This is a genomic window from Persicobacter sp. CCB-QB2 (assembly GCF_001274635.1).
GTDB classification, from domain to species: Bacteria; Bacteroidota; Bacteroidia; order Cytophagales; family Cyclobacteriaceae; genus Persicobacter; species Persicobacter diffluens.
Window position 1 is genome coordinate 3,022,758 of sequence record NZ_LBGV01000001.1, and the last position, 22,558, is coordinate 3,045,315.

General features: G+C 42.8%; 22 protein-coding genes. 9 read left to right on the forward strand and 13 right to left on the reverse strand.

Translation table 11 applies throughout. From position 1 onward, the window contains the following. Window positions 1–120 precede the first annotated feature (120 nt). Entirely contained in the window at window positions 121–1,356 is a 1,236-nt protein-coding gene (locus tag NG22_RS13345; protein ID WP_053406185.1) for a pitrilysin family protein, read from the forward strand. Window positions 1,357–1,384: 28 nt separating this feature from the next. Here NG22_RS13345 and NG22_RS13350 read toward each other — a convergent pair whose 3' ends face one another. Continuing rightward, window positions 1,385–2,731 carry a YihY/virulence factor BrkB family protein gene (locus tag NG22_RS13350; RefSeq protein WP_157601087.1) on the reverse strand — a complete coding sequence of 449 codons (1,347 nt, stop codon included), beginning with the start codon at window positions 2,729–2,731 and terminating at the stop codon, window positions 1,385–1,387. A gap of 142 nt (window positions 2,732–2,873) precedes the next feature. On the opposite strand from NG22_RS13350, the gene ispF reads away from it, so the two are divergent. Continuing rightward, complete coding sequence (gene ispF, locus NG22_RS13355) at window positions 2,874–3,353, forward strand: 2-C-methyl-D-erythritol 2,4-cyclodiphosphate synthase (protein WP_053406187.1); 480 nt, start codon at window positions 2,874–2,876, stop codon at window positions 3,351–3,353. A gap of 72 nt (window positions 3,354–3,425) precedes the next feature. On the opposite strand, the gene NG22_RS13360 is transcribed toward ispF, so the two are convergent. The 4 genes from NG22_RS13360 to upp all read right to left on the reverse strand — a co-directional run bounded on the left by NG22_RS13360 (window position 3,426) and on the right by upp (window position 6,812). After that, on the reverse strand, window positions 3,426–3,809 hold the full coding sequence (locus NG22_RS13360; RefSeq protein WP_053406958.1) for a hypothetical protein: 384 nt from the start codon (window positions 3,807–3,809) through the stop codon (window positions 3,426–3,428). Window positions 3,810–3,960: 151 nt separating this feature from the next. After that, window positions 3,961–4,920 carry a calcium/sodium antiporter gene (locus NG22_RS13365; RefSeq protein WP_253275694.1) on the reverse strand — a complete coding sequence of 320 codons (960 nt, stop codon included), beginning with the start codon at window positions 4,918–4,920 and terminating at the stop codon, window positions 3,961–3,963. A gap of 139 nt (window positions 4,921–5,059) precedes the next feature. After that, entirely contained in the window at window positions 5,060–6,016 is a 957-nt protein-coding gene (locus NG22_RS13370) for a calcium/sodium antiporter (RefSeq protein WP_053406188.1), read from the reverse strand. A gap of 139 nt (window positions 6,017–6,155) precedes the next feature. Continuing rightward, window positions 6,156–6,812 (reverse strand): uracil phosphoribosyltransferase, encoded by a 657-nt coding sequence (upp, locus tag NG22_RS13375; RefSeq protein ID WP_082305081.1) that lies wholly within the window; start codon window positions 6,810–6,812, stop codon window positions 6,156–6,158. 383 nt (window positions 6,813–7,195) lie between these two features. Between upp and hpt the strand changes: the two genes are divergently transcribed. The 5 genes from hpt (at window position 7,196) to dnaJ (ending at window position 11,990) form a co-directional block, all read left to right on the forward strand. Continuing rightward, window positions 7,196–7,723, forward strand: coding sequence for a hypoxanthine phosphoribosyltransferase (gene hpt / locus NG22_RS13380; RefSeq protein ID WP_053406189.1), 528 nt, complete (start codon window positions 7,196–7,198; stop codon window positions 7,721–7,723). An 89-nt stretch (window positions 7,724–7,812) separates the two neighbouring features. Beyond that, window positions 7,813–8,385 (forward strand): adenylate kinase, encoded by a 573-nt coding sequence (locus NG22_RS13385; protein WP_053406190.1) that lies wholly within the window; start codon window positions 7,813–7,815, stop codon window positions 8,383–8,385. Between the two features lie 671 nt (window positions 8,386–9,056). Further along, window positions 9,057–10,058, forward strand: coding sequence for a GTPase ObgE (gene obgE, locus NG22_RS13390; RefSeq protein WP_053406191.1), 1,002 nt, complete (start codon window positions 9,057–9,059; stop codon window positions 10,056–10,058). Window positions 10,059–10,167: 109 nt separating this feature from the next. Next, complete coding sequence (locus NG22_RS13395) at window positions 10,168–10,761, forward strand: nucleotide exchange factor GrpE (RefSeq protein ID WP_053406192.1); 594 nt, start codon at window positions 10,168–10,170, stop codon at window positions 10,759–10,761. A 77-nt stretch (window positions 10,762–10,838) separates the two neighbouring features. Beyond that, complete coding sequence (dnaJ, locus tag NG22_RS13400) at window positions 10,839–11,990, forward strand: molecular chaperone DnaJ (RefSeq protein ID WP_053406193.1); 1,152 nt, start codon at window positions 10,839–10,841, stop codon at window positions 11,988–11,990. Between the two features lie 349 nt (window positions 11,991–12,339). Here dnaJ and NG22_RS13405 read toward each other — a convergent pair whose 3' ends face one another. From NG22_RS13405 to NG22_RS13420, 4 genes are all read right to left on the reverse strand, one after another. Continuing rightward, window positions 12,340–12,753, reverse strand: a complete 414-nt coding sequence (locus NG22_RS13405) for a PIN domain-containing protein (protein WP_053406194.1) — start codon at window positions 12,751–12,753, stop codon at window positions 12,340–12,342. Then, a complete protein-coding gene (locus NG22_RS13410) occupies window positions 12,746–12,997 on the reverse strand; it encodes a DUF6364 family protein (RefSeq protein ID WP_053406195.1) in 252 nt (83 codons plus the stop codon). Before NG22_RS13410 ends, NG22_RS13405 begins: the two co-directional genes overlap by 8 nt. A gap of 81 nt (window positions 12,998–13,078) precedes the next feature. Next, window positions 13,079–14,377 (reverse strand): ABC transporter permease, encoded by a 1,299-nt coding sequence (locus NG22_RS13415; protein WP_253275695.1) that lies wholly within the window; start codon window positions 14,375–14,377, stop codon window positions 13,079–13,081. Beyond that, window positions 14,377–15,318: an ABC transporter ATP-binding protein gene (locus tag NG22_RS13420; protein ID WP_053406196.1), complete on the reverse strand. Its 942-nt coding sequence runs from the start codon at window positions 15,316–15,318 to the stop codon at window positions 14,377–14,379. The genes NG22_RS13415 and NG22_RS13420 overlap by 1 nt, the downstream gene beginning before the upstream one ends. Window positions 15,319–15,463: 145 nt before the next feature. Here NG22_RS13420 and NG22_RS13425 point away from each other — a divergent pair, with 145 nt between their 5' ends. Next, window positions 15,464–16,597: a serine hydrolase gene (locus NG22_RS13425; RefSeq protein WP_053406197.1), complete on the forward strand. Its 1,134-nt coding sequence runs from the start codon at window positions 15,464–15,466 to the stop codon at window positions 16,595–16,597. A 56-nt stretch (window positions 16,598–16,653) separates the two neighbouring features. Here NG22_RS13425 and NG22_RS13430 read toward each other — a convergent pair whose 3' ends face one another. Then, a complete protein-coding gene (locus NG22_RS13430) occupies window positions 16,654–18,333 on the reverse strand; it encodes an FAD-dependent oxidoreductase (RefSeq protein ID WP_053406198.1) in 1,680 nt (559 codons plus the stop codon). Between the two features lie 26 nt (window positions 18,334–18,359). Then, window positions 18,360–18,596, reverse strand: a complete 237-nt coding sequence (locus NG22_RS18345) for a cysteine-rich CWC family protein (protein WP_060685184.1) — start codon at window positions 18,594–18,596, stop codon at window positions 18,360–18,362. A 243-nt stretch (window positions 18,597–18,839) separates the two neighbouring features. Here NG22_RS18345 and NG22_RS13440 point away from each other — a divergent pair, with 243 nt between their 5' ends. Continuing rightward, window positions 18,840–19,430 (forward strand): GPR1/FUN34/YaaH family transporter, encoded by a 591-nt coding sequence (locus NG22_RS13440; RefSeq protein WP_053406199.1) that lies wholly within the window; start codon window positions 18,840–18,842, stop codon window positions 19,428–19,430. Between the two features lie 253 nt (window positions 19,431–19,683). Here the strand turns inward: NG22_RS13440 and NG22_RS17450 are convergent, their stop codons facing one another. Beyond that, window positions 19,684–20,454 carry a septal ring lytic transglycosylase RlpA family protein gene (locus NG22_RS17450; protein ID WP_072159090.1) on the reverse strand — a complete coding sequence of 257 codons (771 nt, stop codon included), beginning with the start codon at window positions 20,452–20,454 and terminating at the stop codon, window positions 19,684–19,686. Between the two features lie 452 nt (window positions 20,455–20,906). Then, window positions 20,907–22,517, reverse strand: a complete 1,611-nt coding sequence (gene nadB / locus NG22_RS13450; RefSeq protein ID WP_053406963.1) for an L-aspartate oxidase — start codon at window positions 22,515–22,517, stop codon at window positions 20,907–20,909. Window positions 22,518–22,558 lie beyond the last annotated feature (41 nt).

Genomic DNA, 22,558 nt, shown 5'->3' on the forward strand with positions numbered 1-22,558 from the left:
ACCAAAAAGGGGAGTCGGAGATCTATCTTTTTTATTATTTTCGCCTTCAATTACATAATCTTCACTCAATTTTTCGTTATCAGATAAATCCTGATTGGTATTATCTCCAAAAAACTATATATGATTCATTTCGAAAGCTTTCAGTTAAATAATGGTCTTAAAGTAATCGTTCATGAGGATCCTTCCACCCCTATGGCGGCAGTGAATTTACTTTATGATGTGGGTTCTCGGGATGAGTCAGAAAATAAAACGGGCTTCGCCCATCTTTTTGAACATTTAATGTTTGGAGGATCCAAAAACATCCCTTCTTTTGATCGTCCTCTGCAATTAGTTGGGGGTGACAATAATGCCTTTACTTCCCCGGATATTACGAACTACTATATCAATCTCCCTGCCGCAAATCTGGAAACGGCTTTTTGGCTGGAGTCTGACCGGATGATGTCGTTGTCTTTTGACCCAAAAGTTTTGGAAGTGCAGCGATCTGTGGTCATTGAAGAGTTTAAGCAACGCTATCTTAACCAGCCCTATGGTGATATTTGGTTAAAAATGAGGCCGGAAATATATAGTAAACACCCTTACCGCTGGCCTACCATTGGAAAAGATATTAGCCATATTGAACAAGCGACAATGGAGGATGTAAAAGAATTTTTCTACAAATTCTACCGTCCGAATAATGCCACTTTGGTGGTGGCTGGTCAGGTGAAATTAGATCAGGTAAAGCAATTAGCAGAAAAATGGTTTGGTCCTATTCCTGCGGGGGAGACCCTTAAAAGAGCGCTACCCGTAGAGCCAGCACAATCCGCTGCAAAACAACTGGAGGTTGAGGCGGATGTCCCTTTGGATGCCATTTACAAAGTGTACCGCATGCCGGACCGGTTGCATGCTGACTACTATGCCCTTGACTTAATGACGGATGTTTTAGGCAAAGGGCGCACCTCTCAACTTTATAATGATCTGGTGAAAGAAAAACAGTTATTCAATAGCATAAGCGCCTACTCTTCGGGCTCCCATGATCCGGGCATGTTGGTTATTGGTGGAAAGCTAAATCCGCATATTTCATTGGATGATGCCAATGCAGAAATTGAGCAAATTGTATACGGATTGCATCAGGGAATTACGGAAACCACATTGGAAAAAACCAAAAATCAGGCGCAGGCCGCCCATGCGTTCTCTGAGGTGGAATTATTGAATCGCGCGATGTTTTTAGCCATGGGGGATATTCTGGGAGATGCCAATATGATCAATGAGGAACTCGGCAAAATAGGTAAAGTAAGCACTGATAATATTCAGCAGGTAGCTAGGCAATACCTCCAAAAAGAGCAATGTACTACCATGTACTATAAAGCTAAAAAATAAGGGGAAAGGGGAAGCTTTCCCCTTTTCTTTATATGGTTTTTACCAACACATTTTTCTCGCTGTTTTCTAAGTCCTGATCTAGTCTTAAAAGTAAATGGTCCATTTCTTCCAGATCTTCCGGCAGTTTGCCCAAAGTCGCATCATCGAAGCCGACTTTCTCCAGGCTATCTAATACCGTAAAGACCGTCATTTGATCCAGAGGCAGCGCGGGTACCAAGCCCATTTCTTCCGGCTCTTTGCCTGCTTCAAAGCGTGAAATTAAAATCTTCCCCTGCACCAATTTTTGGGCAGCCTCTTCCAAATAGAAAAAAGGAACATGCGTATTATGCTCAATATCCACCAAACGCACCGGCTCTTTTCTTCCTTCAAAAGCCCTGACTACCTCCCGGCAAATCAAGAGTCCGATTATTTTCAAATGACGGAGCGATACTTTCCCCAGTCGAAAATTTCTCTCATGCTCCTCTACCGATTGCATGGCATTACATAATTCCGCCCCAAACAGCACAATCTGCCAACTCAGCTGGAAAAAAATCATCAGTAAAGGGAGTGCTGCAAAACTACCATAAATAGCGTTATAGCTGGATACGCCAATCTGCAAATCCAAATAAAGCCACTGAATGGTCTGAATTAAATAACCGCTAAAAATCCCTGAAATAAAGGCAAATTTTAAATTCACCCTGGTATAAGGCATAATCATATAAACCAGCGTAAAAAGGGCAATCAGCATCAGATAAGGCGAAAGCTGGGCTGCAAAAGTAACCCCCTGTGCGGCGTATTCATTGATGTAGGCAATATCAATACTTTGAGAGAACTCCCGAAGCTTACTCATCACCATCACATTTAAGGAGGAAGAAATGATCACCAAAATGGGGGCGATCACGATCATGGTGGTATAGTCCGTGAATTTTCGGGCAATGGAGCGAGTCGCTTTTACAGACCAGATATCATTAAAACTAGTCTCAATATTGTAGATCAGTTTCATCACCGAATAAAATAAAACAACAAAACCAAATCCGGCTACGATATCCCCCTGAGCAGAGGATAACATCCTTTCTGAAAAATCTACCAATTGATGAGCGATTTCCTCCTGCCCCTTCAGAGAAGAGAAAATGATCCCTTCTAGTTTTTTATCCAGATCAAAACCCTTGGCAATCCCGAAAGCCAGCGCCATTACCGGGACGATCGACAGCAGTGTGAAATAAGTAAGTGCAGAAGCCCTGAAACCACAACGGTCTTTTAAATACCCATTTACGGCAAGGGTTAAAACTCTCAAAACCTTAATCCCGATCTGTTTCGGCCAAGGCATATTTGCAATCTGAATACTCCACAGGTCTTCTGTGAAGAATTTCTCATAATTAAATTGAAGAATATTCATGAGTCTTTGTAGCCAAATATTTCGTCCGGTCTGCACTCTTTGGTTACATTTGTAGTCCCCAAAGGTTAGCAAAAAAATTCGATTTTGAGTTTTTTCTCTAAATCGGAATATAATTACAAAAGAAAATATCAATTTCAAAACTATGAAAATTCGAATAGGATACGGATATGATGTACACCAGTTAAAAGAAGGCTATGATTTCTGGCTGGGCGGCATCAAAGTTCCTCATACAAAAGGAGCGGTTGGGCATTCCGATGCTGATGTTTTAATTCATGTGATCTGCGATGCCATTTTAGGCGCAGCCAACATGCGTGATATTGGCTTTCATTTTTCCGATCAGGATCCCCAGTATAAGGGCATCGACAGTAAAATCCTATTGGCTGAAGTATTGAAGCTGGTCCGTGAGAAAGGGTATGAAATTGGTAATATTGATTCCACCATTTGCCTACAAAAGCCAAAGGTAAATCCACATATACCGGAAATGAAAAAAGTGCTGGCGGAGGTGATGAACATCGAGGAAGAGGATGTTTCCATCAAAGCCACTACCACGGAGAAATTGAGCTTTGTGGGCCGTGAAGAAGGCGTTTCTGCTCATGCGGTGGTCTTGCTGGAAAAGCAATAAATCAGTGCCTGCAACATGTCAAGAAAGCGGAAAGCATAAAAAAAAAGGGGCGAATCGCTCCTTTTTCGGTTTTTACATCACCTGATGCAAAACAAAGGAAAGCCCCAGTCCCCAAAAAGCGGCAGAAACAAGCATATAAACCATTAATTGTAACCTTGGAGCACCTAAAACAGAGGCTAACAGTGTTCCCACGACCGGACTAAAAATAACCGGCGTCAGGAATGACACGCCCAAAAGGCCATAACGCTTCCAGATGTAAACAAATCGCCGACTTCTACGGCTGAACTTCTTCTTCCCGATGATTTTTTTTCTGAGGAGAAAGTGGCGTAACTGAATACCAAAAAAGGACACCAAAACCACCGTGGTCATCATGCCGGAAATGGTAAAAAGTACCGTTTCCCAATAAGTAAGCCCCAAGGCAGGACCAAGCGCCGGACCACCAATAAATTTGATCATGCTGATCAAATATACCGGAACATATTTACTTAAAATTGCTACTATCACAATGTGTGAACGGCCAACGAAATAACATGTTCCGGCCAAAAATTGATTAATTGATCAGTAGCTTAAAATTCCTACAAGATCAAAACTATGGCTGCCAATACTCCTAATTCGCCAATACCAAATAAGTGTAAAGGAAATAGACCGCCAGTAAAATAAGTCCATCGATTCTCCCCACTTTTTTGCCAATCCACATCATTGGGAAAATAATGGCCGTCACGCCCAGCATCCAGTACATATCATTGTCAATAAAAGACGCATTGACAGAAATAGGAGAAATCATGGCCGTAATACCTAATATCGACAGGATATTGAAAATATTGGAGCCTAATAAATTACCCAACGCCATATCCACCTGATTTTTCCGTGCGGCAATCACCGAAGTGGCTAATTCCGGTAAGCTGGTACCCAGTGCCACCACGGTCAGACCAATCACTCTTTCCGGCACGGAAAAAGCTTTGGCGATATTTTGAGCGCCCTCCACAAACCAGTCCGAACCGAAGTAGAGCCCTAAACCGCCAAGAGCCATCCATAAAATATCTTTCCAGACGGTTCCTTTGATTCCGGCTTCCATTACCTCAGCAACCTCCTCCGGTATGTGCGGATTCTTTTTGGATTTCCACACCTGATAAGTAAGGTAAATAATCAACGTACCGAATAGTAACGCACCTTCCAGCGCAGTCAGAACCCCTCCCTGCACCAATAAAACCAATAAGACCGAAGCCCCAAAAGTAGCCGGCCAATCCACTTTCAAAGTACTTTTTTGAACAACGATAGGGGTGATGACCACCGTGGTGCCCAGTACCAGGGCCAAATTACATATATTGGAGCCCACCACATTGCCCATGGCTAAATCCGGGCTTCCCTGAAAGGCGGCGGTCACCGACACCAATAGTTCGGGCGCTGAAGTCCCAAAAGCAATAACCGTGAGTCCGACTACCATAGGAGAAATTCTGTAACGAAGCGCCAGCTCCGTGCCTCCTTTCACCAGGTAGTTTCCTCCTCCAATTAAAAAAAGTAGCCCCAAAACCAAGCGGGCAATATCAAAAATCATGGATTCCATCATAAACTCATTCAATGTACGCTTGCTGCGTAAAATTCTTTTAATTATGCCAAATATGGCGGAACATATAGCATTTTATTTATGGAAAAAATTCGCCGGTGTTCTTTTCCTTGAGCACAATTCAAAAAAACACCATATTCCATCAAAGCACTAATAAATAATTATAAAGTAAATAAAGCCCCAGTAATAAGGCCCCGCTCATCCTGCTGATTTTACGACTCAAGCCCATCATCGGAAGCAAAAGCAGGGTCAGGCCGAGCATCCAGTAGCAATCATTTTGAATGAAAGCAGAGTCTACCGAAATGGGGGTAATCATGGAGGTCAACCCTAAAATGGCCAGAATATTAAAAATATTAGATCCCAGCACATTGCCCAAAGCAATATCTGCTTGTTGCTTTCTGGCGGCAATAACGGAAGTGACTAATTCCGGCAGGCTTGTCCCCACCGCCACAACAGTCAGGCCGATAATACGCTCCGACACCCCAAAAGAAGTCGCCATATTACAAGCCCCCTGCACCATCCAATCTGCCCCGAGATAAAGCCCCAATCCTCCAAGAAGTATCAAAGCGATGTCTCTCCAAACCGAAGCCCCTGATGGATTTTCCGGCACAGGAGCATCTTGTTTGGTTGGAAAATGAGTCGTTTTTTCCGATTGCCAAATTTGAAACCATACAAATATCAGCAAAGCCGAAAACAATAAGAGTCCATCAAAAAAACTTAAAGCGCCATCCTGAACCAAGTAAAACAGGACTAAGGCAGCGCCAAAAGTGACCGGCCAGTCCTGAAAAAGAGTCTCTCGATTTACCGGCAAAGGTGTTATCAAGCTGGTCACTCCTAAAATAAAAGCCAAATTGCAAATATTAGAACCGACTACATTCCCTATCACCAGATCCGGGCTAGCCCGAAAAGTAGCTTGTAAGGAAACCAACAATTCCGGTACCGAGGTACCAAAGGCAATTACGGTAAGCCCGACCACCATCGGAGAAATTTTGAAACGGGAGGCTAAATCTGCCCCACCTTTTACCAGATAATTTCCTCCAAGAATCAAAACGAGGAGACCTATTCCCAACAGACCTCCATCAATAACCAAAGATCCCATTTTTGCTAATACAATGAGCGACTATTCGCTTATTTTTCGAATTTAGCTGTTATTATGAGAATAATACGATGGTTGCGCCAAAAAAAAAGAGCGAAAAAAGAAAATTTTTCGCTCTCTTTATTTAATTTTCAGATACCTTCTAATCTTTTGAGCCAAACGCTAAGTCCCCTGCATCTCCCAAACCGGGAATGATATAGGACTTTTCATTCAAATGAGAATCCTCGGCGCATAACCACAAAGTACAACGATCTCCCATTTTCTCCTCCACATAAGCTATGCCCTCCGGAGCGGCAATCGTCGCTACGATATGAATCGAGCGAGGGGTTCCTTTGCCAATGGCCTTTTCAATTGCATCTACCAATGAACGACCAGTAGCCAACATCGGGTCCACAATGATCAGGTCCTGACCTTCCAAATCAGGATAAGCCGCATAGCCTAATTCTATTTCAAAGCCGTCAGGAGCATCTGCATTCTCTTTTCTGAAAGCACCGATAAATCCACTGGAGGCTTTATCAAATATATTCATAAAACCATTATAAAAAGGCAAACCGGCTCTCAAAACGGTCATCATAATGGGTTGTTGTTCCAATACCGGAATATCCGCTGTACCCAGTGGAGTGGTCACTGTTTTAGTCACATAAGGTAAATCCTTGGATACCTCATAGGCCATTAATTCTCCCAGGCGTTCAATATTTCTTCTGAAGCGCATGGAATCTCCCTGAATATTTACATCTCTTAATTCGGCCAGAAAGTGATTGGCGACCGAAGCCGTTTCATTAAGTCTGAATATTTTCACAACACCTAATTTTGTCTCAAATAATACCAGCGCTAATATACACTATAATATCCAAATCCTCTTCTTACTCAACTGGTCGAAATAGCATCTTTTCAAGATGAGATAAATTAAACTAAATCAATAATCAATGTCAATATTTCACCCCGGAGAAAACTTTAAACTACATAACCTACAATTAACAAGATATTATTTCTTCATTTTCAGCAAAAACAGACACCTTTCGGGCTGATTAACAGTCATATTGATTGAAAAAAATATAAAATTTATCGATAAAAAATTCATCATTTTCCGCCTAAGGCATTTCAATAATAAATTGAAGGTGGTATATTTGCCTGCCCTTGAGAATATTAAGGGCTTTTTTATTTTATAAAAATTTCAAGGTGATGATTGTAAAAGACAAGGCGTTCAAGATGTTCATTGATGAGGAGCAATTGGCTCAGGGCATCGAGAAATTGGCAAATCAGATTAACAAAGACTACGAAGGGAAAGAACCTATCTTTTTGGCCATTTTGAACGGTTCGTTCATGTTTGCCGCCGACCTGTACCGTCTGACAAATTTAAAATCTACCATTTCATTCCTAAAATTGGCTTCTTACGAGAGCATGAACTCTACCGGAGAGGTAAAGCAATTGGTAGGTTTACAGGATGATCTGAACGGACGTGAGGTAATCATTATTGAGGACATCGTTGATACCGGCAACACCTTGGAACACATCATGAAATTATTAAAAGAAGAAGGCGTTAAATCTGCAGAAATCGCTTCTTTATTGTATAAGCCAGAGGCTTACAAAAAAGATATGCCGATTAAATATGCCGCTTTTGAGATCCCGAACAAATTCGTAGTAGGTTACGGATTGGATTATGATGGCTACGGAAGAAATCTACCTGCTGTTTACCAACTAGCAGAATAAAATAAATTGATTTTTTTCATGAGAAAAGTCCAATAGTAGTCTTAATTTCATGAGGAGATAACCAATACTTAAATTTAAATTTTTATACAATGCTTAATATTGTACTTTTTGGCCCTCCAGGCGCCGGTAAAGGAACGCAGTCAGAAAAATTGATCGAAAAATACGGTTTGTTGCACATCTCTACAGGTGACTTGTTCCGCAAGCACTTAGGAGAAGGTACCGAGCTGGGTAAATTGGCCAAAAGCTATATGGATAATGGTAACCTGGTTCCGGATCAGGTGGTTATCGATATGGTGGATGATCGTTTGAAAGAAGTTGGAGAGGTAAAAGGAATTATCTTTGACGGCTTCCCTCGTACAGTAGCACAAGCAGAAGCATTGGATACGCTGATGAATGGTAAAAACACGCCAATCTCAGGTATGATCGCATTGGAAGTGGAAGATGAAGAGTTAAGAACGCGTATCCTAGAGCGCGGAAAATCTTCAGGCCGTGCAGATGACCAAAGCATTGAAAAAATCAACAACCGCATCAACGTTTACAAAGAAGAAACGCTTCCGGTGGCTGATTTCTATGAAAAGCAGGGGAAATTTGTTTCCATCAATGGTGTTGGTACTATTGATGGAATTTTCGGTGATATTTGCGCTGCAATCGAGCAATTGTAAGTCAACACCTTCAAATAAAGACAGCCTTCTCCAATGCGGGGAAGGCTGTTTTTTTATTCTCCTGAACCTAAAAATGAAAAGGAACAGTTTTTGTCGGTTAACCCGGATGATTCATGCTTAAATCCTCGTTTAGCTGTAAGGCGGAAAAAATGAAGGAATAGTTTCCTATTTCGAGTTTTTTCCAACGAAACAGATGAATGAGGAGAAAGCAAGTTTGCCCAAATTTGGGTTATTATAAATTAAAGAAAACAAATTACAATAAACTGAAAATAAATTGCTTAAGACTGATTAATAAACTTAACGGTGAATAATTCGGGTTAAAAGGCTGATGCCTAAGCCGGATGATTCATGCTTAAGCCTCTTTTAGCTGTAAGGCGGAAAAAAGGAAGAAATTTTTCCTGTTTCGAGTTTTTTCCAACGAAGCAGAGGAATGAGGAGAAAGCAAGCTTGCCCCAATTTGGGCTAATAATAAATCAACAAACACCACCTTATCGAGCTGAAAATAAGCGACTATAAGGGAGTCACAAAATTTAGCGGGGAATCATTCGGGTTAAAAATTAGTGGAGATCCTTGGCCTGGTCAAAAAGTATTCTCCATTAAATTTGATAACTTGCACAACTTTCGGCCAATTGGGTGGAAATTAAAATCAGAATACACATTACTGCATATATATGTCAGCTTCAAATTTTATCGATCACGTTCGATTATGTTCCCGTTCCGGCAAAGGCGGTGCAGGGGCAGTAAGTTTTCGTAGAGAAAAACACGTCCCTCGAGGAGGACCGGATGGTGGAAATGGAGGTCGCGGAGGTCACGTTATTATTCGTGGAAATGCCCAGCTATGGACACTGCTACACCTAAGATACCGCAAGCACGTTATCGCCGGAGCCGGAGAGTCCGGTGGGGGAATGCGTTCCTCCGGTGCTCAGGGGCGCGACGAGATCATAGAAGTTCCTTTAGGCACCATTATTCGTGATGCCGAAACCAATGAGATTCGCGCAGAGATCACTGAGGACGGAGAAGAAATGATCATTACTCCTGGTGGCCGCGGAGGCCTGGGAAATGAAAATTTCAAAACCGCCGTGAACCAAACACCACGATACGCACAACCGGGAGAACCAGGACAGGAGGAGTGGCTGGTATTGGAACTGAAACTTTTGGCTGATGTGGGATTGGTAGGATTTCCGAATGCCGGAAAATCCACTTTATTGTCCAGTATTTCTGCCGCCCGACCAGAAATTGCGGATTATCCTTTCACGACTTTGGTGCCCAACCTTGGAGTGGTGTCTTACTTTGACAACCGCTCTTTCGTAATGGCGGATATCCCGGGAATTATTGAAGGAGCAGCGGAAGGAAAAGGTTTGGGATTACGATTCCTGCGCCATATTGAGCGAAACTCCATGTTGCTGTTCATGATTCCAGCCGATACTGAAGATGTTCAAAAAGAATATCAGATCCTGAGAGGAGAATTGGAGCGATACAATCCGGAGCTTTTGGACAAACACCATATTTTGGCCATTACCAAGAGTGATATGCTGGATGAGGAAATGATGGAAGAATTCAAAGCTGAACTTCCTGAAGGAGTGGAAAGCCTTTTTATTTCCTCCATTACTCAAACCAATCTGGACAAATTAAAAGACGCTATCTGGCAAGGATTGAATCCGGTGGCCGAATAATAGCCGATAATTTGGCAAAATTGTCAGTCAAAATGGACATAATGACACATTTTAAGGATTGGCAAAATCATTGAGGAAATCAAATTTGAACTTTAAACCATTTTTTGCAATGGCAGAGCATACCGTAAACGAAGAGGAAAAAAACTTGCAAGAAGAGGCTGTAAACGAGCAACAAGCTGAAGAAACGGCTGAGAATACTGAAAATACAGAAGAAAACGCTGCTGAGGCTAACACTGAAGAGGCGGTTTCTGAAGAAGATAAATTAAAAGCAGAAGTACAGGAGCATAAGGACAAATACCTGCGTTTGTACTCTGAATTTGAAAATTACCGTCGTCGTACCTCCAAAGAGAAATTGGAATTGGTGGAAAGCGCCAACGAGCGTTTGATCAAAGAATTACTTTCCGTAGTGGATAACTTTGACCGTGCCAATGCCAATTTCAAAGAAGACATGGACGCAAAAGCTGTACATGAAGGTTCTGAATTGATCTTCAAAAACTTTAAGACCGTATTGGAGAAATTCGGACTTAAGGCTTTGGAGACCGAAAAAGGAGACGATTTTGACACTGACATGCACGATGCAATCACCGAAATCCCGGTTCCTGAAGAGGATCTGAAAGGAAAAGTATTCGATGTAGTGGAAAAAGGCTACAAATTGAATGAAAAAGTGATTCGTTTTGCCAAAGTGGTGGTAGGCGCAAAATAATTTTTAACAAAGAAGAAACAAGCAGCGGGGGAGTTTGCGCTCCCCTTCAAGCCATATAGTTTTTAATCCATATTAACATGGCCAAAAGAGATTACTACGAGGTTTTAGGACTACAAAAAGGGGCTTCTGAAGCGGAGATTAAGAAAGCTTACCGTAAGGTAGCGATCAAATATCACCCGGATAAAAACCCCGACAATCCGGAAGCAGAAGAGCGTTTTAAAGAGGCTGCGGAAGCGTATGAAGTATTGAGTGATGCTCAAAAGCGTCAGCAATATGATCAGTTTGGCCATGCAGGCATGGGCGGCGCCGGCGGTTTTGGCGGTGGCGGCATGAATATGGATGACATCTTCTCTCAGTTCGGAGATATCTTCGGTGGGGGAGGGGGCAGTCCTTTCGACAGCTTTTTCGGAGGTGGTGGCGGTGGCCGTCGTCCTCGTCAGCGTCAGGGTACCAATCTTCGCATTAAGTTAAAGCTTACTTTGGAAGAAATGGCGCATGGCGTGGAGAAGAAAATCAAAGTGAAGCGTCAGGATTCCTGTGAAAGCTGTGGTGGTAACGGATCCAAAAATGGTAATTCTTTGCGTACTTGTCCTACCTGTCATGGTACGGGTCAGGTGCAGAAGGTAGTGAATACCATGTTGGGGCAAATGCGCTCTGCCTCTACCTGTCCGAGCTGTAATGGCGCCGGTCAGATGGTAGATCAGCACTGTGACAGCTGCCATGGTTCCGGTGTGAAAACCAAGGAAGAGGTAATCTCCGTAAAGATTCCTGCCGGTGTTTCTGAGGGCATGCAACTGTCCATGTCCGGAAAAGGAAATGCCCCTAAAGGTGGCGGAATCCCGGGTGATTTGCTGATCGTGATTGAAGAAGTAGCGCATGAGGAATTGAAGCGCGAAGGCAATAATGTGGTATATGAATTATACATCAACTTTGCCGATGCAGCACTTGGAACGCATGTAGAAGTACCGACTATTGATGGTAAGGTAAAAATCCGCATCGATGCGGGTACACAATCCGGTAAAATTCTTCGCTTGAGAGGAAAAGGAATTAAGGACATCAATGGTTACCAAACCGGTGATCAGTTAATCCACGTGAATGTATGGACGCCTCAAACGCTTTCTAAAGAGGAGAAGGAAATCCTGGAGAAACTAAGAGAGGCAGACAACTTCAAGCCGGATCCAGCGAAAAAGGAAAAAGGATTCTTTGAAAGAATGAGAGAATTCTTCTAACCCGGATTATTCATGCTTAAATCCTCGTTTAACTGCAAGGCGGGAAAAATGAAGGAATAGTTTCCTATTTCGAGTTTTTCCCAACGAAGCAGATGAATGAGGAGAAAGCAAGCATACCCAAATTTGAGCTATTGATAATTCGACAAAACTAACCAAAAAAACCTGAAGAATAGACATTTACAGCAACTCACTAAGTCTAGCGGTGAATAATTCGGGCTAACAATAGTTCATAGAAGGAGCCGCTGATATTCAGCGGCTTTTTTATTTTGAAGGATTTCGTATTTTTGGTCATTAACCTTGATTCATGCTCCAATCGTTTTTAATCCATGATTAGCATAAATAATTAGACTTACTTTTCAAGGCTGGCCAGATACTCTTTCGGCAACATTACCGGCAACAGCGCATGCTGAAATTCTTTCCTGTTTCGTGTAATAATCACCTTACAGCCTTCATTAATGGCGCATTGATGCTGCACAGAGTCTTCGAAATCCCGGAATTTAGAATGCAGGGCTTTCTGAATAATCTCCCCATCCACCACGGCAGTTTTTAACAGAATGTTTAACCAGGTAAAAAGCTCATCCTGATTTTGGTATTTCTCCCGGCTCAAAAAATAAGAAGCAGTGGTATAGGTCACGGGACACACCACTGCTTCAATTTTTTTGTATTCAATTAAGGTAAATAGGCGAATTGCATCCGTTAAGAATTCCTTCCTTTTTAAAAGCAGATCCAATACCACATTCGTATCCAAAAAAATCCTATCCATACTTTTGGTCTAAATGCGTCCGATAGTCTTTTTTGAAATCCACCTCATCTGCTACTTTATTCCCCTTTCCTACGATTTGGGAAACAAGAGGGGAAACCTCCTCCGGTGCCTCTTCCTCCTGCATAATCGTTTCTAAATAATTCTCCAATAATTTAGAAATACTTGTCTGCTGCCGCTGCGCATATGCCTTGGCCTTATCAATGGTGGTTGAATTGAGCTTCAGGGTTAACTGCTTATCCGTCATCTTATATGAAATTATACGTACAATTTACTATTATTAATACGTATCATCAATTATATTGTTCTTTAAAACAATCACTTAAACTCAATACCTCATCCGAACCCATTTCCAAAGCACCCGGTAATTCACCTTGGCACCATTCATTAAAATGCCAATTCGGTAAATTCTGGCTGCCAGCCAGGTGGTGAAAGTAAAACCAGCCGCAAGGAATGTCATCGACAATAATAACTGCCAAAGAGGAACTCCAAAAGGCACGCGCATCATCATAATTACCGGAGAAGTAAAAGGAAACATCGACATCCAAAAAGCAAAGTTACCATGTGGATCCTGCAATATCACCGCCAGAGAAATGATCGCGAATAGCAAGGGCATACTCAGCGGAATCATGAATTGCTGATAGTCCCCATCCTGATCCACAGTAGCCCCTACCGCAGCAAATAAAGCGGCATACATCAGATAGCCTCCCAAAAAGTAAAAGACAAAAGACACTCCGATGGTCACGAAATCCATGGAGGCCAGTGCTGCCGTAATTTTCGGCAAGCCTTCGGCTGCCATCGCCTCCATCTGCGGATCCATCGGAGCGGCAGGAGAGGGACTTAAATATACACCGGTAATCGCTCCAATCACCAGACTAAGCACAAGGGACAGTCCTACCCAAATGATAAATTGAGTCAGCACCACGCTCGCTACACCAACAATTTTCCCCACCATCAATTGAAAGGGACGAACAGAGGAAATAATTACCTCCACTATTCTGTTCGACTTCTCCTCAATCACCCCACGCATTACCTGGGTACCATAAAGGAAAATGAAGAAATAAATTAGGAATGCCGCCAAATAACCAATCACCGAAGCCACCTCCGCATGGCTCTCTGCCTCATCGCCGTTTTCATTGATATTCACTGTGCGAATGCCAACCTCGGGTTTAATGGTGTTTAACCACTCCTTTGACAGACCGGCGGCCTTTAATTTTTCCTCTTGAATTTTTTCAGCAATTACCTTCCGGATTTCTGACTTAATCGCCATCCCCGGATTAGCTTCCGAGAAATAAACCAGATTGGTTTTTTCTTTTAAATCCACATTCGGGATTAATAACAAACCATCATAAATCCCCGATTCCAGATATTCCTTCGCATCCTCCAGGCTTTCATCCACATAATGAAATTCCACCTCCGAATTACTTTCAAAAGCATCGGAAAACAAGCCGGAATAATCCACCACTTCCACCTTTTTGGTTTCAGGTCCCTTTTCTGCCAGCCAGATCGGCACCGCCCACATCGCCACAAAAAGGAGTGGACCCAGCAGCGTCATGACCACAAAAGATTTTTTCCGCACCCGGGTCATATATTCCCGCTGTATAACTAGCCAAATTTTTTCCATCATCAAGAACTTATAATTTCAGAGGAGGCAGGACCCTCCACTTTGGAGACATGTTGTATAAAAATTTCACTCATTGAAGGAATTAATTCCTCAAAATGGACTACATGTCCCTGCTGAAATACCGCAGACAGTAAATCATTGGAATTTTCACCTTCGGCCAATTGAAAAGTCATGTTGAAATGCCCATAGTCCTCCTGATGGGAATTAATCAATTCGAAAGGAATAATGGCCGGGTCGATCATGGCATCTGTCACAATCTGATATTTATTGGCCTTGTGGTCCATTTTGATATCCCGCTTTTTCCCTTCCAGTACTTTTTCGGACTTATTGATCAATGCAATATTATCGCACAATTCCTCCACGGATTCCATCCGGTGAGTTGAAAGCATGACCGTACATCCTTTATCCCGAAGCGCAAGAATTTCATCACGGATCAAATTGGCATTCACAGGATCAAAACCGGAAAAGGGCTCATCCAAAATCAGGAATTCAGGCTCATGCATGACCGTTGAAATAAACTGCACCTTTTGCGCCATGCCCTTGGAAAGGTCTTCCACCTTTTTATTGGACCAGTCTGCAATCTCGAATTTATCAAACCAAATTCGAATCTTTTGGATGGCATCTCTTTTGGAAAGTCCCTTCAGTCGGGCCAGGTACAACAACTGTTCGCCAACTTTCATCTTTTTGTACAATCCCCGCTCCTCCGGCAGATAACCAATTCTTCGAATATGATCCGGTTGTAATTCCTGCTGATTGAAGCGGATGGTTCCTGAGTCCGCAAATATGATTTGATTGATAATCCTGATCAAAGTGGACTTCCCCGCACCATTTGGCCCGAGTAATCCAAAAATACTTCCTTTAGGAACCGTCAGACTAAGGTCCGTCAGTGCCTGATGATCTGCAAATCGTTTATTGACCTGCTCAATTTCTATTTGATTGATCATATAATATTTTCAAATGAAAACTAGAATAATGGGAAATGCCCTTTTCCCCCTAAGAGATAATACGCAATATAGAATTATTTATATTTATCCCTATAGATTAATCCAGATGACGGCCTCCTTACGTTACTTTTAAAAAGAACGTCTTATGGTCCGAAAACTTACCTTACTTCTTCTTTCTCTTCTTTTATGCCCTCAGCCTGCTTTCCCCCAAACGGAGCACGCACCGGAATGGCTCAATGAGCGGGTTTTGGTCTCTTCCGAATCGCATCATCAAACGGGAACCCTATGCCTAATAGACTTTCCCAATGGTCGGCAATGGATGGCCGTTGCCGGCCTTGCCAATAAAGAACAAAATGTTCCGGCTTTAGGGAATTATTATGTGGAAATTGGTTCGATGACCAAGATGTTTATCGCAACGGCTATTTTGCAATTACATGAGGATAGCCTGTTGAACATCTACAAACCCTTTACCTCTTATATACAGGAGCCCTGGGCTAAAAATTTAAATCGATGGAAGAAAAAAAATTGGAGTGATTCCATTTCCATATTGAACATGCTTAACCACACTGCCGGCATATTTGATTACCTGGACGACGGTACCGATCAGGCTACAGTTGATAAATATGGCTATGAGGGGAAAGTACGTTTTAAACCACGAGAGCTTATTCGAAACTCCAATATTGAAGGAAGTTATGGGCCTCCAAATAAAAAATGGCATTACAGCAATACGGCTTATCTGGCCTTAGGCATTCTTATCGAAACCGTGAGTGGGAAACCATGGCAGGATTACATTCAGGAGCATATTTTAGACCCAGCCAATCTGCAGCGCACCAAATTTGGTACAAGAATGAATAAAGAAGAATTGTCTAAAAAAATGCAGGGTTATTTTGATGGCAAAAAAATCAATATGGCCTTTTCATTAGCCGGAGCGAGTGGGGAAATGGTCAGTACTTTGCCGGATATGGCGGTTTTTATCCGGAAATGGTGGGGAGGAGAGTTCTTCAAATACCCGGAAACCACCAACTTATTGCGGACCGCTCATTTTGCAGATATTGGGCCTTTGGGCAGTTATGGAATGGGCATTATGCATTTAATGGATCTATATGGACATGGCGGGCAAACCTTCGGCTTCTCCGGATTTGGGGGTATTTTGCCCCAAAAAGAGATTGTACTCATTTGGATACAGAATGACTCCCAAGTGGGGGTCTACCCAGCGATACTGGACATCTCGGATGAATTAATGGAAAAGAAGAAAAAACCGGTTTCTGGTGAAAAATAAAGGGTCTGTACTAAATTCAGTACAGACCCTTCCGTTTTTTAAGGATAAATCAATGCTTAAGCATTTACAGCCTGAGGAACGACCTCATAGCCTGATTTTTTATATAAGAAAAATCCTCCCTGAACATTTTTCACTTTCGTGAATCCGGAGTTCACCAGGATCATAGAAGCCAAATAGCCCCTCAATCCCTTCTGGCAATAAATCACCTGTTGCTTGGCAGGATCCAGCTCATTTATTCTTTCTCTCAATTGATCCAACGGAATATTGATCGCACCCGGTACCTGACCCTGATTGGCCAATTCCTGCGGATTACGCACATCCACCAACTGGTAATCTTCTGAAGGCGTTTCCTTCTGGAAGGTGGTCAGATTTCTTGGGCTGATTTCCTCATGAACAAATTTCAGGGTATTGGAAGCCGTATATCCTGCTACAATCACCGGATCTTTTGCCGGAGAGAATGGAGGGGCGTAAGCCAAATCCAGATTAGGCAAATCATGTACTGTTAGCTTCGCATAAATGGCGGTAGACAAAACATCAATACGTTTATCTGCTCCTTTTTCCCCAAAAACTTCTGCTCCTAATAAAGTACCTGTAGTTGGATCATAATAAATCTCCACGATCAAATCCTTTGGATTAGGATAAAATCCGGGAGTCGCTCCGGCAATGATTAAAGTACTTTGGTAAGGAATCTCCCTCATCTTCAATGCACGCTCATTAAAGCCTGTACGCGCTAAAGTATAATCAAATACTTTCACGATCGCTGTACCATAAGCCCCGGGAAAACGCTCATTTCCACCGACAGCATTGGCACCCGCCACACGTCCACCTTTATTGGAGTGCGTACCCATAGGGAAATAACCAGCCTCGCCGTTGATCAGGTTTTTAATCGACACATTGTCTCCGGCCGCATAAATATCCGCCAAAGAGGTCTCCATCTTATCATTAACCACCAAAGCACCATTGGACAACGTTTCCGCTCCTTTATCTTTTAACATTTCAGTGTTAGGACGTCCACCTACGGCAGTCATCAGGTAATCTGCAGGAATAGTACGATCTCCCACAATCACGGCTTTCAATTTGCCCTCTTCGACAACCACCTCTGAAATTCCTTCACCGGTAATCACGTCAACCCCTCCTTCATTCAAGGCTTGTTCCGCAAAATACCCAAATTTAGCATCCCAGGCAGCCAGTACGGAAGGTGCTAATTCCACTACTGTTACTTTCTTGCCGGCTTTGGCCAGATTTTCGGCAGCTTCAATCCCGATCAGTCCGGCTCCCAATACCACGATATCATTCATGGCATCAAGTCCGTTGTAAACTTTATCAAAATCAGCCATGGAACGGACGTTCGACCAATCCTGCGTTAGCTCCAAATTTTTGATTTCCGGTACAAAAGCACGGGCACCAGTGGCAAAAATCAATTTATCATACGCATAAGTACCCGCTGATGTAATAACCTGATGCTGATCAGGCAGAATGTCCATCACCGGCTCATTCAAATGCATCTCCACACCAAACCTGTTTTCCAATAGATTGGGTTTTACCACCAACAACTTTTCTCTGCTCTGGATGGTATTCGAAAAAGTATAAGGAATACCACAAGTGGCATAACTGATGTAATCGGTTTTTTCGAAAAGAAGAATACGAGCATTCTCGTTCATTCTTCTTGCTTTGGCTGCAGCGGATGGTCCTGCTGAAAGACCTCCAACGATGATGATTGTTTCTTGCTTGTTCATAAAAACCTGCGCCCCTCCCGGGGATTTTATCTTTGCTTAATTTGTTTCATTTGCACGCTTCGCTGTTGCTCGAAAAATTCCTGCTTCAATTCCCGCATACAATGCACGCAAATACAATCCGAAAAAGCCTTGGCTTTGATAAATTCTTTCTCCTCCGGAGAAAAAGTTACCGCACTGCATTGGCATTCGGCGATATTTCCAACTTTACATTCAAATTTGTTGCCACATCTCGGGCAAACTTTGGATTCGTGTTTTTGCAACATTATTTACTAAAGAATTGAACCTGAAAGCATTGCTCCGCGATTCTGATTACAAATGAAAGGCTATTTATGCAGGCCTTCTATGACTTTTGTTACACAAGTAAAAAAAGGATTAATCCACTACTTTCGCAAGAATTACCACGGCTCTTGTGGTATCAAAATTAAACCTCTATTTTCGCAGCCGAATTTCCTGATAAAGATCATTATTTAGGAAATCGACCATTTATTTTATCATTTCAAACTAAAATGCAAAACTTAGACATTGTCGCTGTAAAGGACACTACGGCCAATCCTGCTCCGCTTGGACTTTTGGGATTTGGCATGACCACCATCTTATTGAACCTGCACAATGCCGGTCTTTTTGGAGTAAACTCCGCCATCATGGGGATGGGTATTTTTGTGGGAGGACTGGCACAGGTAGTGGCAGGAATTCAGGAATCCAAAAAGAACAACACCTTTGGCGCAACAGCCTTTACTGCTTACGGCTTCTTTTGGTTATCCTTGGTAGCCATTTGGATTCTCCCTCAGGCTGACCTGAATGTAGAAGCTGCCAGCAAACAAGCCATGGGCTGGTACTTATTGATCTGGGGAATTTTCACCTCCGGAATGTTTGTAGGAACATTAAAAAGTAACCGGGTATCTCAAGTCATCTTCGGATCACTGGCGGCCCTTTTCTTCCTATTAGCCACCGGAGACTTTCTGGACAACCATGCGATTACCAATTTCGCCGGAATTGTCGGTATATTCTGCGGAGCCATGGCCATGTATGATGCGCTGGCGCAGATTCTGAATGAAATTTACGGAAAGGAGCTTTTACCTCTGGGACATAAAAAATAAAATTAAAACCGGCTTTCGAGTCGGTTTTTCTTTTTTAATCCGAATGATGCATGCTTAAATCCTCGTTTAGCTGCCAGACGGAAAAAATGAAGGAAAAGTCCGCTATCTCGAGTTTTTTCCCATGAAACAAAGGAATAGGAAGGAAGCAAGCTCACCCAAATTTGGGGTGATAAAAAACCAAAAAAAATACTTGTAATTAATTAGCAATAAGCACCTTGGGTTAGACCAATAAATTTAGCGGTGAAAATTCAAGTTAAAGCAAGCGGTCTACCGGCACCACAAAAGCATCTTTATTAACTTTTCGAACCCTGGGGAGATCTGCCTCAGCGAAAGCCCGATCCGGATAATGCCCCAACAATACCCGAAAAATAGTCTCTTTTTTTTGTGCGACCACCTGTACCCGACTTTTGCCCAAGCCCATGATTTTATCCAGATTAGCCAACATATTTTCGTAAGAATTGAAAGAACCCAACTGGACGACAAAACCGCCCTCCAGTTGCATACTTTTCGCTTCAATTTCAAAAACCTCAATAACCGCGGGAGCAACAACTTCCTCCACAGCCACTGGCGCGGAAGGAGCCTTTTTAGGCTTTTGCTGGGCTGTAGGCTCCGTTTTTTTTGATGCCGGAGCGGGCTTATCTCCCCCATATTCTACCGGCAGGGCAATCACTTCTACAACTCCCTTGATCAGTCCGGCCTCTACTCCTCCAAGATCCTTCATCGCCTGTTTAGTCAGATCCAATACTCTTCCCTTAGAAAAAGGCCCGCGGTCGGTAACTTTCACCTCCACGGTTTTCCCATTGTAAGTGTTGGTTACCCTCACCTTAGTTCCAAAAGGAAGGGTTCGGTGCGCGCAAGTATAAGCTTTATTGGAAAATTTCTCTCCACTGGCTGTAGAGCGACCATTGAACTTATCTGCATAGTAAGAGATCTCTCCCTTAAATTTATCACCTACTTTTTGGGCATGCGCCACATAAAGCATTCCAAGCATAATCGCCCAGAATAATATCATTCTCTTCAGCATGTTTTTTCAAATCTATTTTCCCAACTTAAGGTGTTACAATAAAATACAACTCATTCATAAGCAGGAAAAATACGGTCAATATGAGTCAAAAAAATAAGCACCAATATAGTAAAGAAATTTTATACCATTTCCGCTGTGCTCAATGTGGGTCGTGGTGGAGTATTGGAGATTTTCAAATCATTCAGAAACCGGCTTTATTTTGTCCACATTGTGGTACAAAAGCCGCTTTGGAAGAACTAAAACCAAAAGACATTTAAACCGAAATACACGCCTCCAAATTTCACATATATAGTCAAGAGGTCTATTTTCAGTACATTTAAGCCTTTATTTTTGATTTTTTATTAACCCAAGGGTGAGCCAGCTTTCACCTCACTCCGCTGTTTCCTTAAGGAAAACCTCTTCATTTTTCCCGCCCATAAGTTAAACATGGTATTAGGCAGGTATAATTCGGATTAAATCTTACCAACGATAATCGTATTTTTTTTATACTGCTCCAGGCTCTCCGGATAATCGCTCATAAAGTGGGCTCCCCGGCTTTCATTTCGACGTAAGGCTGACTGGATGATCATATCGGCGATGGCGCCACAATTTCTCAATTCCAGTAATTCCGGAGAAATCCTTGTTTTCTTATAATAGTCTTCAATTTCTTTATTAAAGACTTTCATGCGTTTGTAAGCACTGGTCAGGCGAATTTTCGACCGGACAATTCCCACATAATCCCACATCACGTCCTTAATCTGGGTCAGGTTATTTCGCACCAGATACCATTCTTCCTTATTCTTGGCTCCGGAATCATCCCAGGAAGGAATAACGATATGGGAAAAGTTACGTCGATTTTTAAGGCGCTTGGAAATGATTTTCTCCGCCGCCCGATGCGTAAACACCAAAGCTTCCAACAGGGAATTCGATGCCAAGCGATTCCCCCCGTGAATACCGGTATGGGCTGATTCTCCTCCGGCATACAGATTTTGCATGGACGTCAAACCATTCAAATTGGTCATTATTCCACCACAAACGTAGTGGGCGGCAGGGGTTACCGGAATATAATCCTTACCAATATCCAGACCCAACTCGGCCTTACAATGGCGGTAAATATTTGGAAAACGTTTAGAAAGCTCTTCTCCACCAATATGAGTGAGGTCCAGGTAAACACAGTTGGAGCGCAGGTTCTTCATTTCCGTATCAATGGCCCGGGCTACAATATCACGAGGTGCCAACTCTAAACGCTCGTCATATTTCTCCATGAAACGTTCTCCTTTGGCATTTCGCAGCTGCCCTCCATGGCCACGCATGGCCTCTGTAATCAGGAAGGGTTTCTTTCCCGGGTTATACAAACAGGTAGGGTGAAACTGTACAAATTCCATATTCGCGATACGCACTCCGGCCCGATAGGCCATGGCCAGGCCATCACCCGTAGCCACCTCCGGATTAGTGGTATGCTGGTAAGCCTGAGATGCTCCTCCGGTGGCAATCATGGTAAAATCTGCCTGAAAAGGAATTACACGCCGGGCCTGAATATCGAGCACATAGGCTCCGAAACAGATATTAAAATCAGCCTGTAAATTTCCCAGCACATGGTGTTCAGTGATTAAATCCACCCCCATATGATGATCAAAGATGGTAATATTCGGGTGGGCTTTCACTTTGGCTAACAAGGCGCGCTCAATTTCTGCTCCTGTCAAATCCGCCTTATGCAGGATCCGGTGACGGGAATGACCACCCTCTTTGGCCAGCGAGTAAGTGCCGTCTGCATTTTTATCAAATTCACAGCCTTGTTCAATCAAATCCCTTAATCGATCAGGACCTTCCTCTACCAATACTTTTACCGCATCCGGATGACATAATCCGGCACCTGCAATCAAAGTATCTTTATAGTGAAGTTCTTCATCATCATTTTCAGACCACACCCCGGCTATTCCCCCCTGTGCGTAACGAGTGTTGGATTCCTGAGGCTCCGACTTCGTTACAATATGGACTTTTCCATGATCGGCCACATTTAAGGCAAAGTTTAATCCTGCAATCCCACTTCCTAATACCAAAAAATCTGATTTAACGATAGGCATATTCAAACAGCTTTTGCTTCCTCCAATTCCCGGCAAATCCG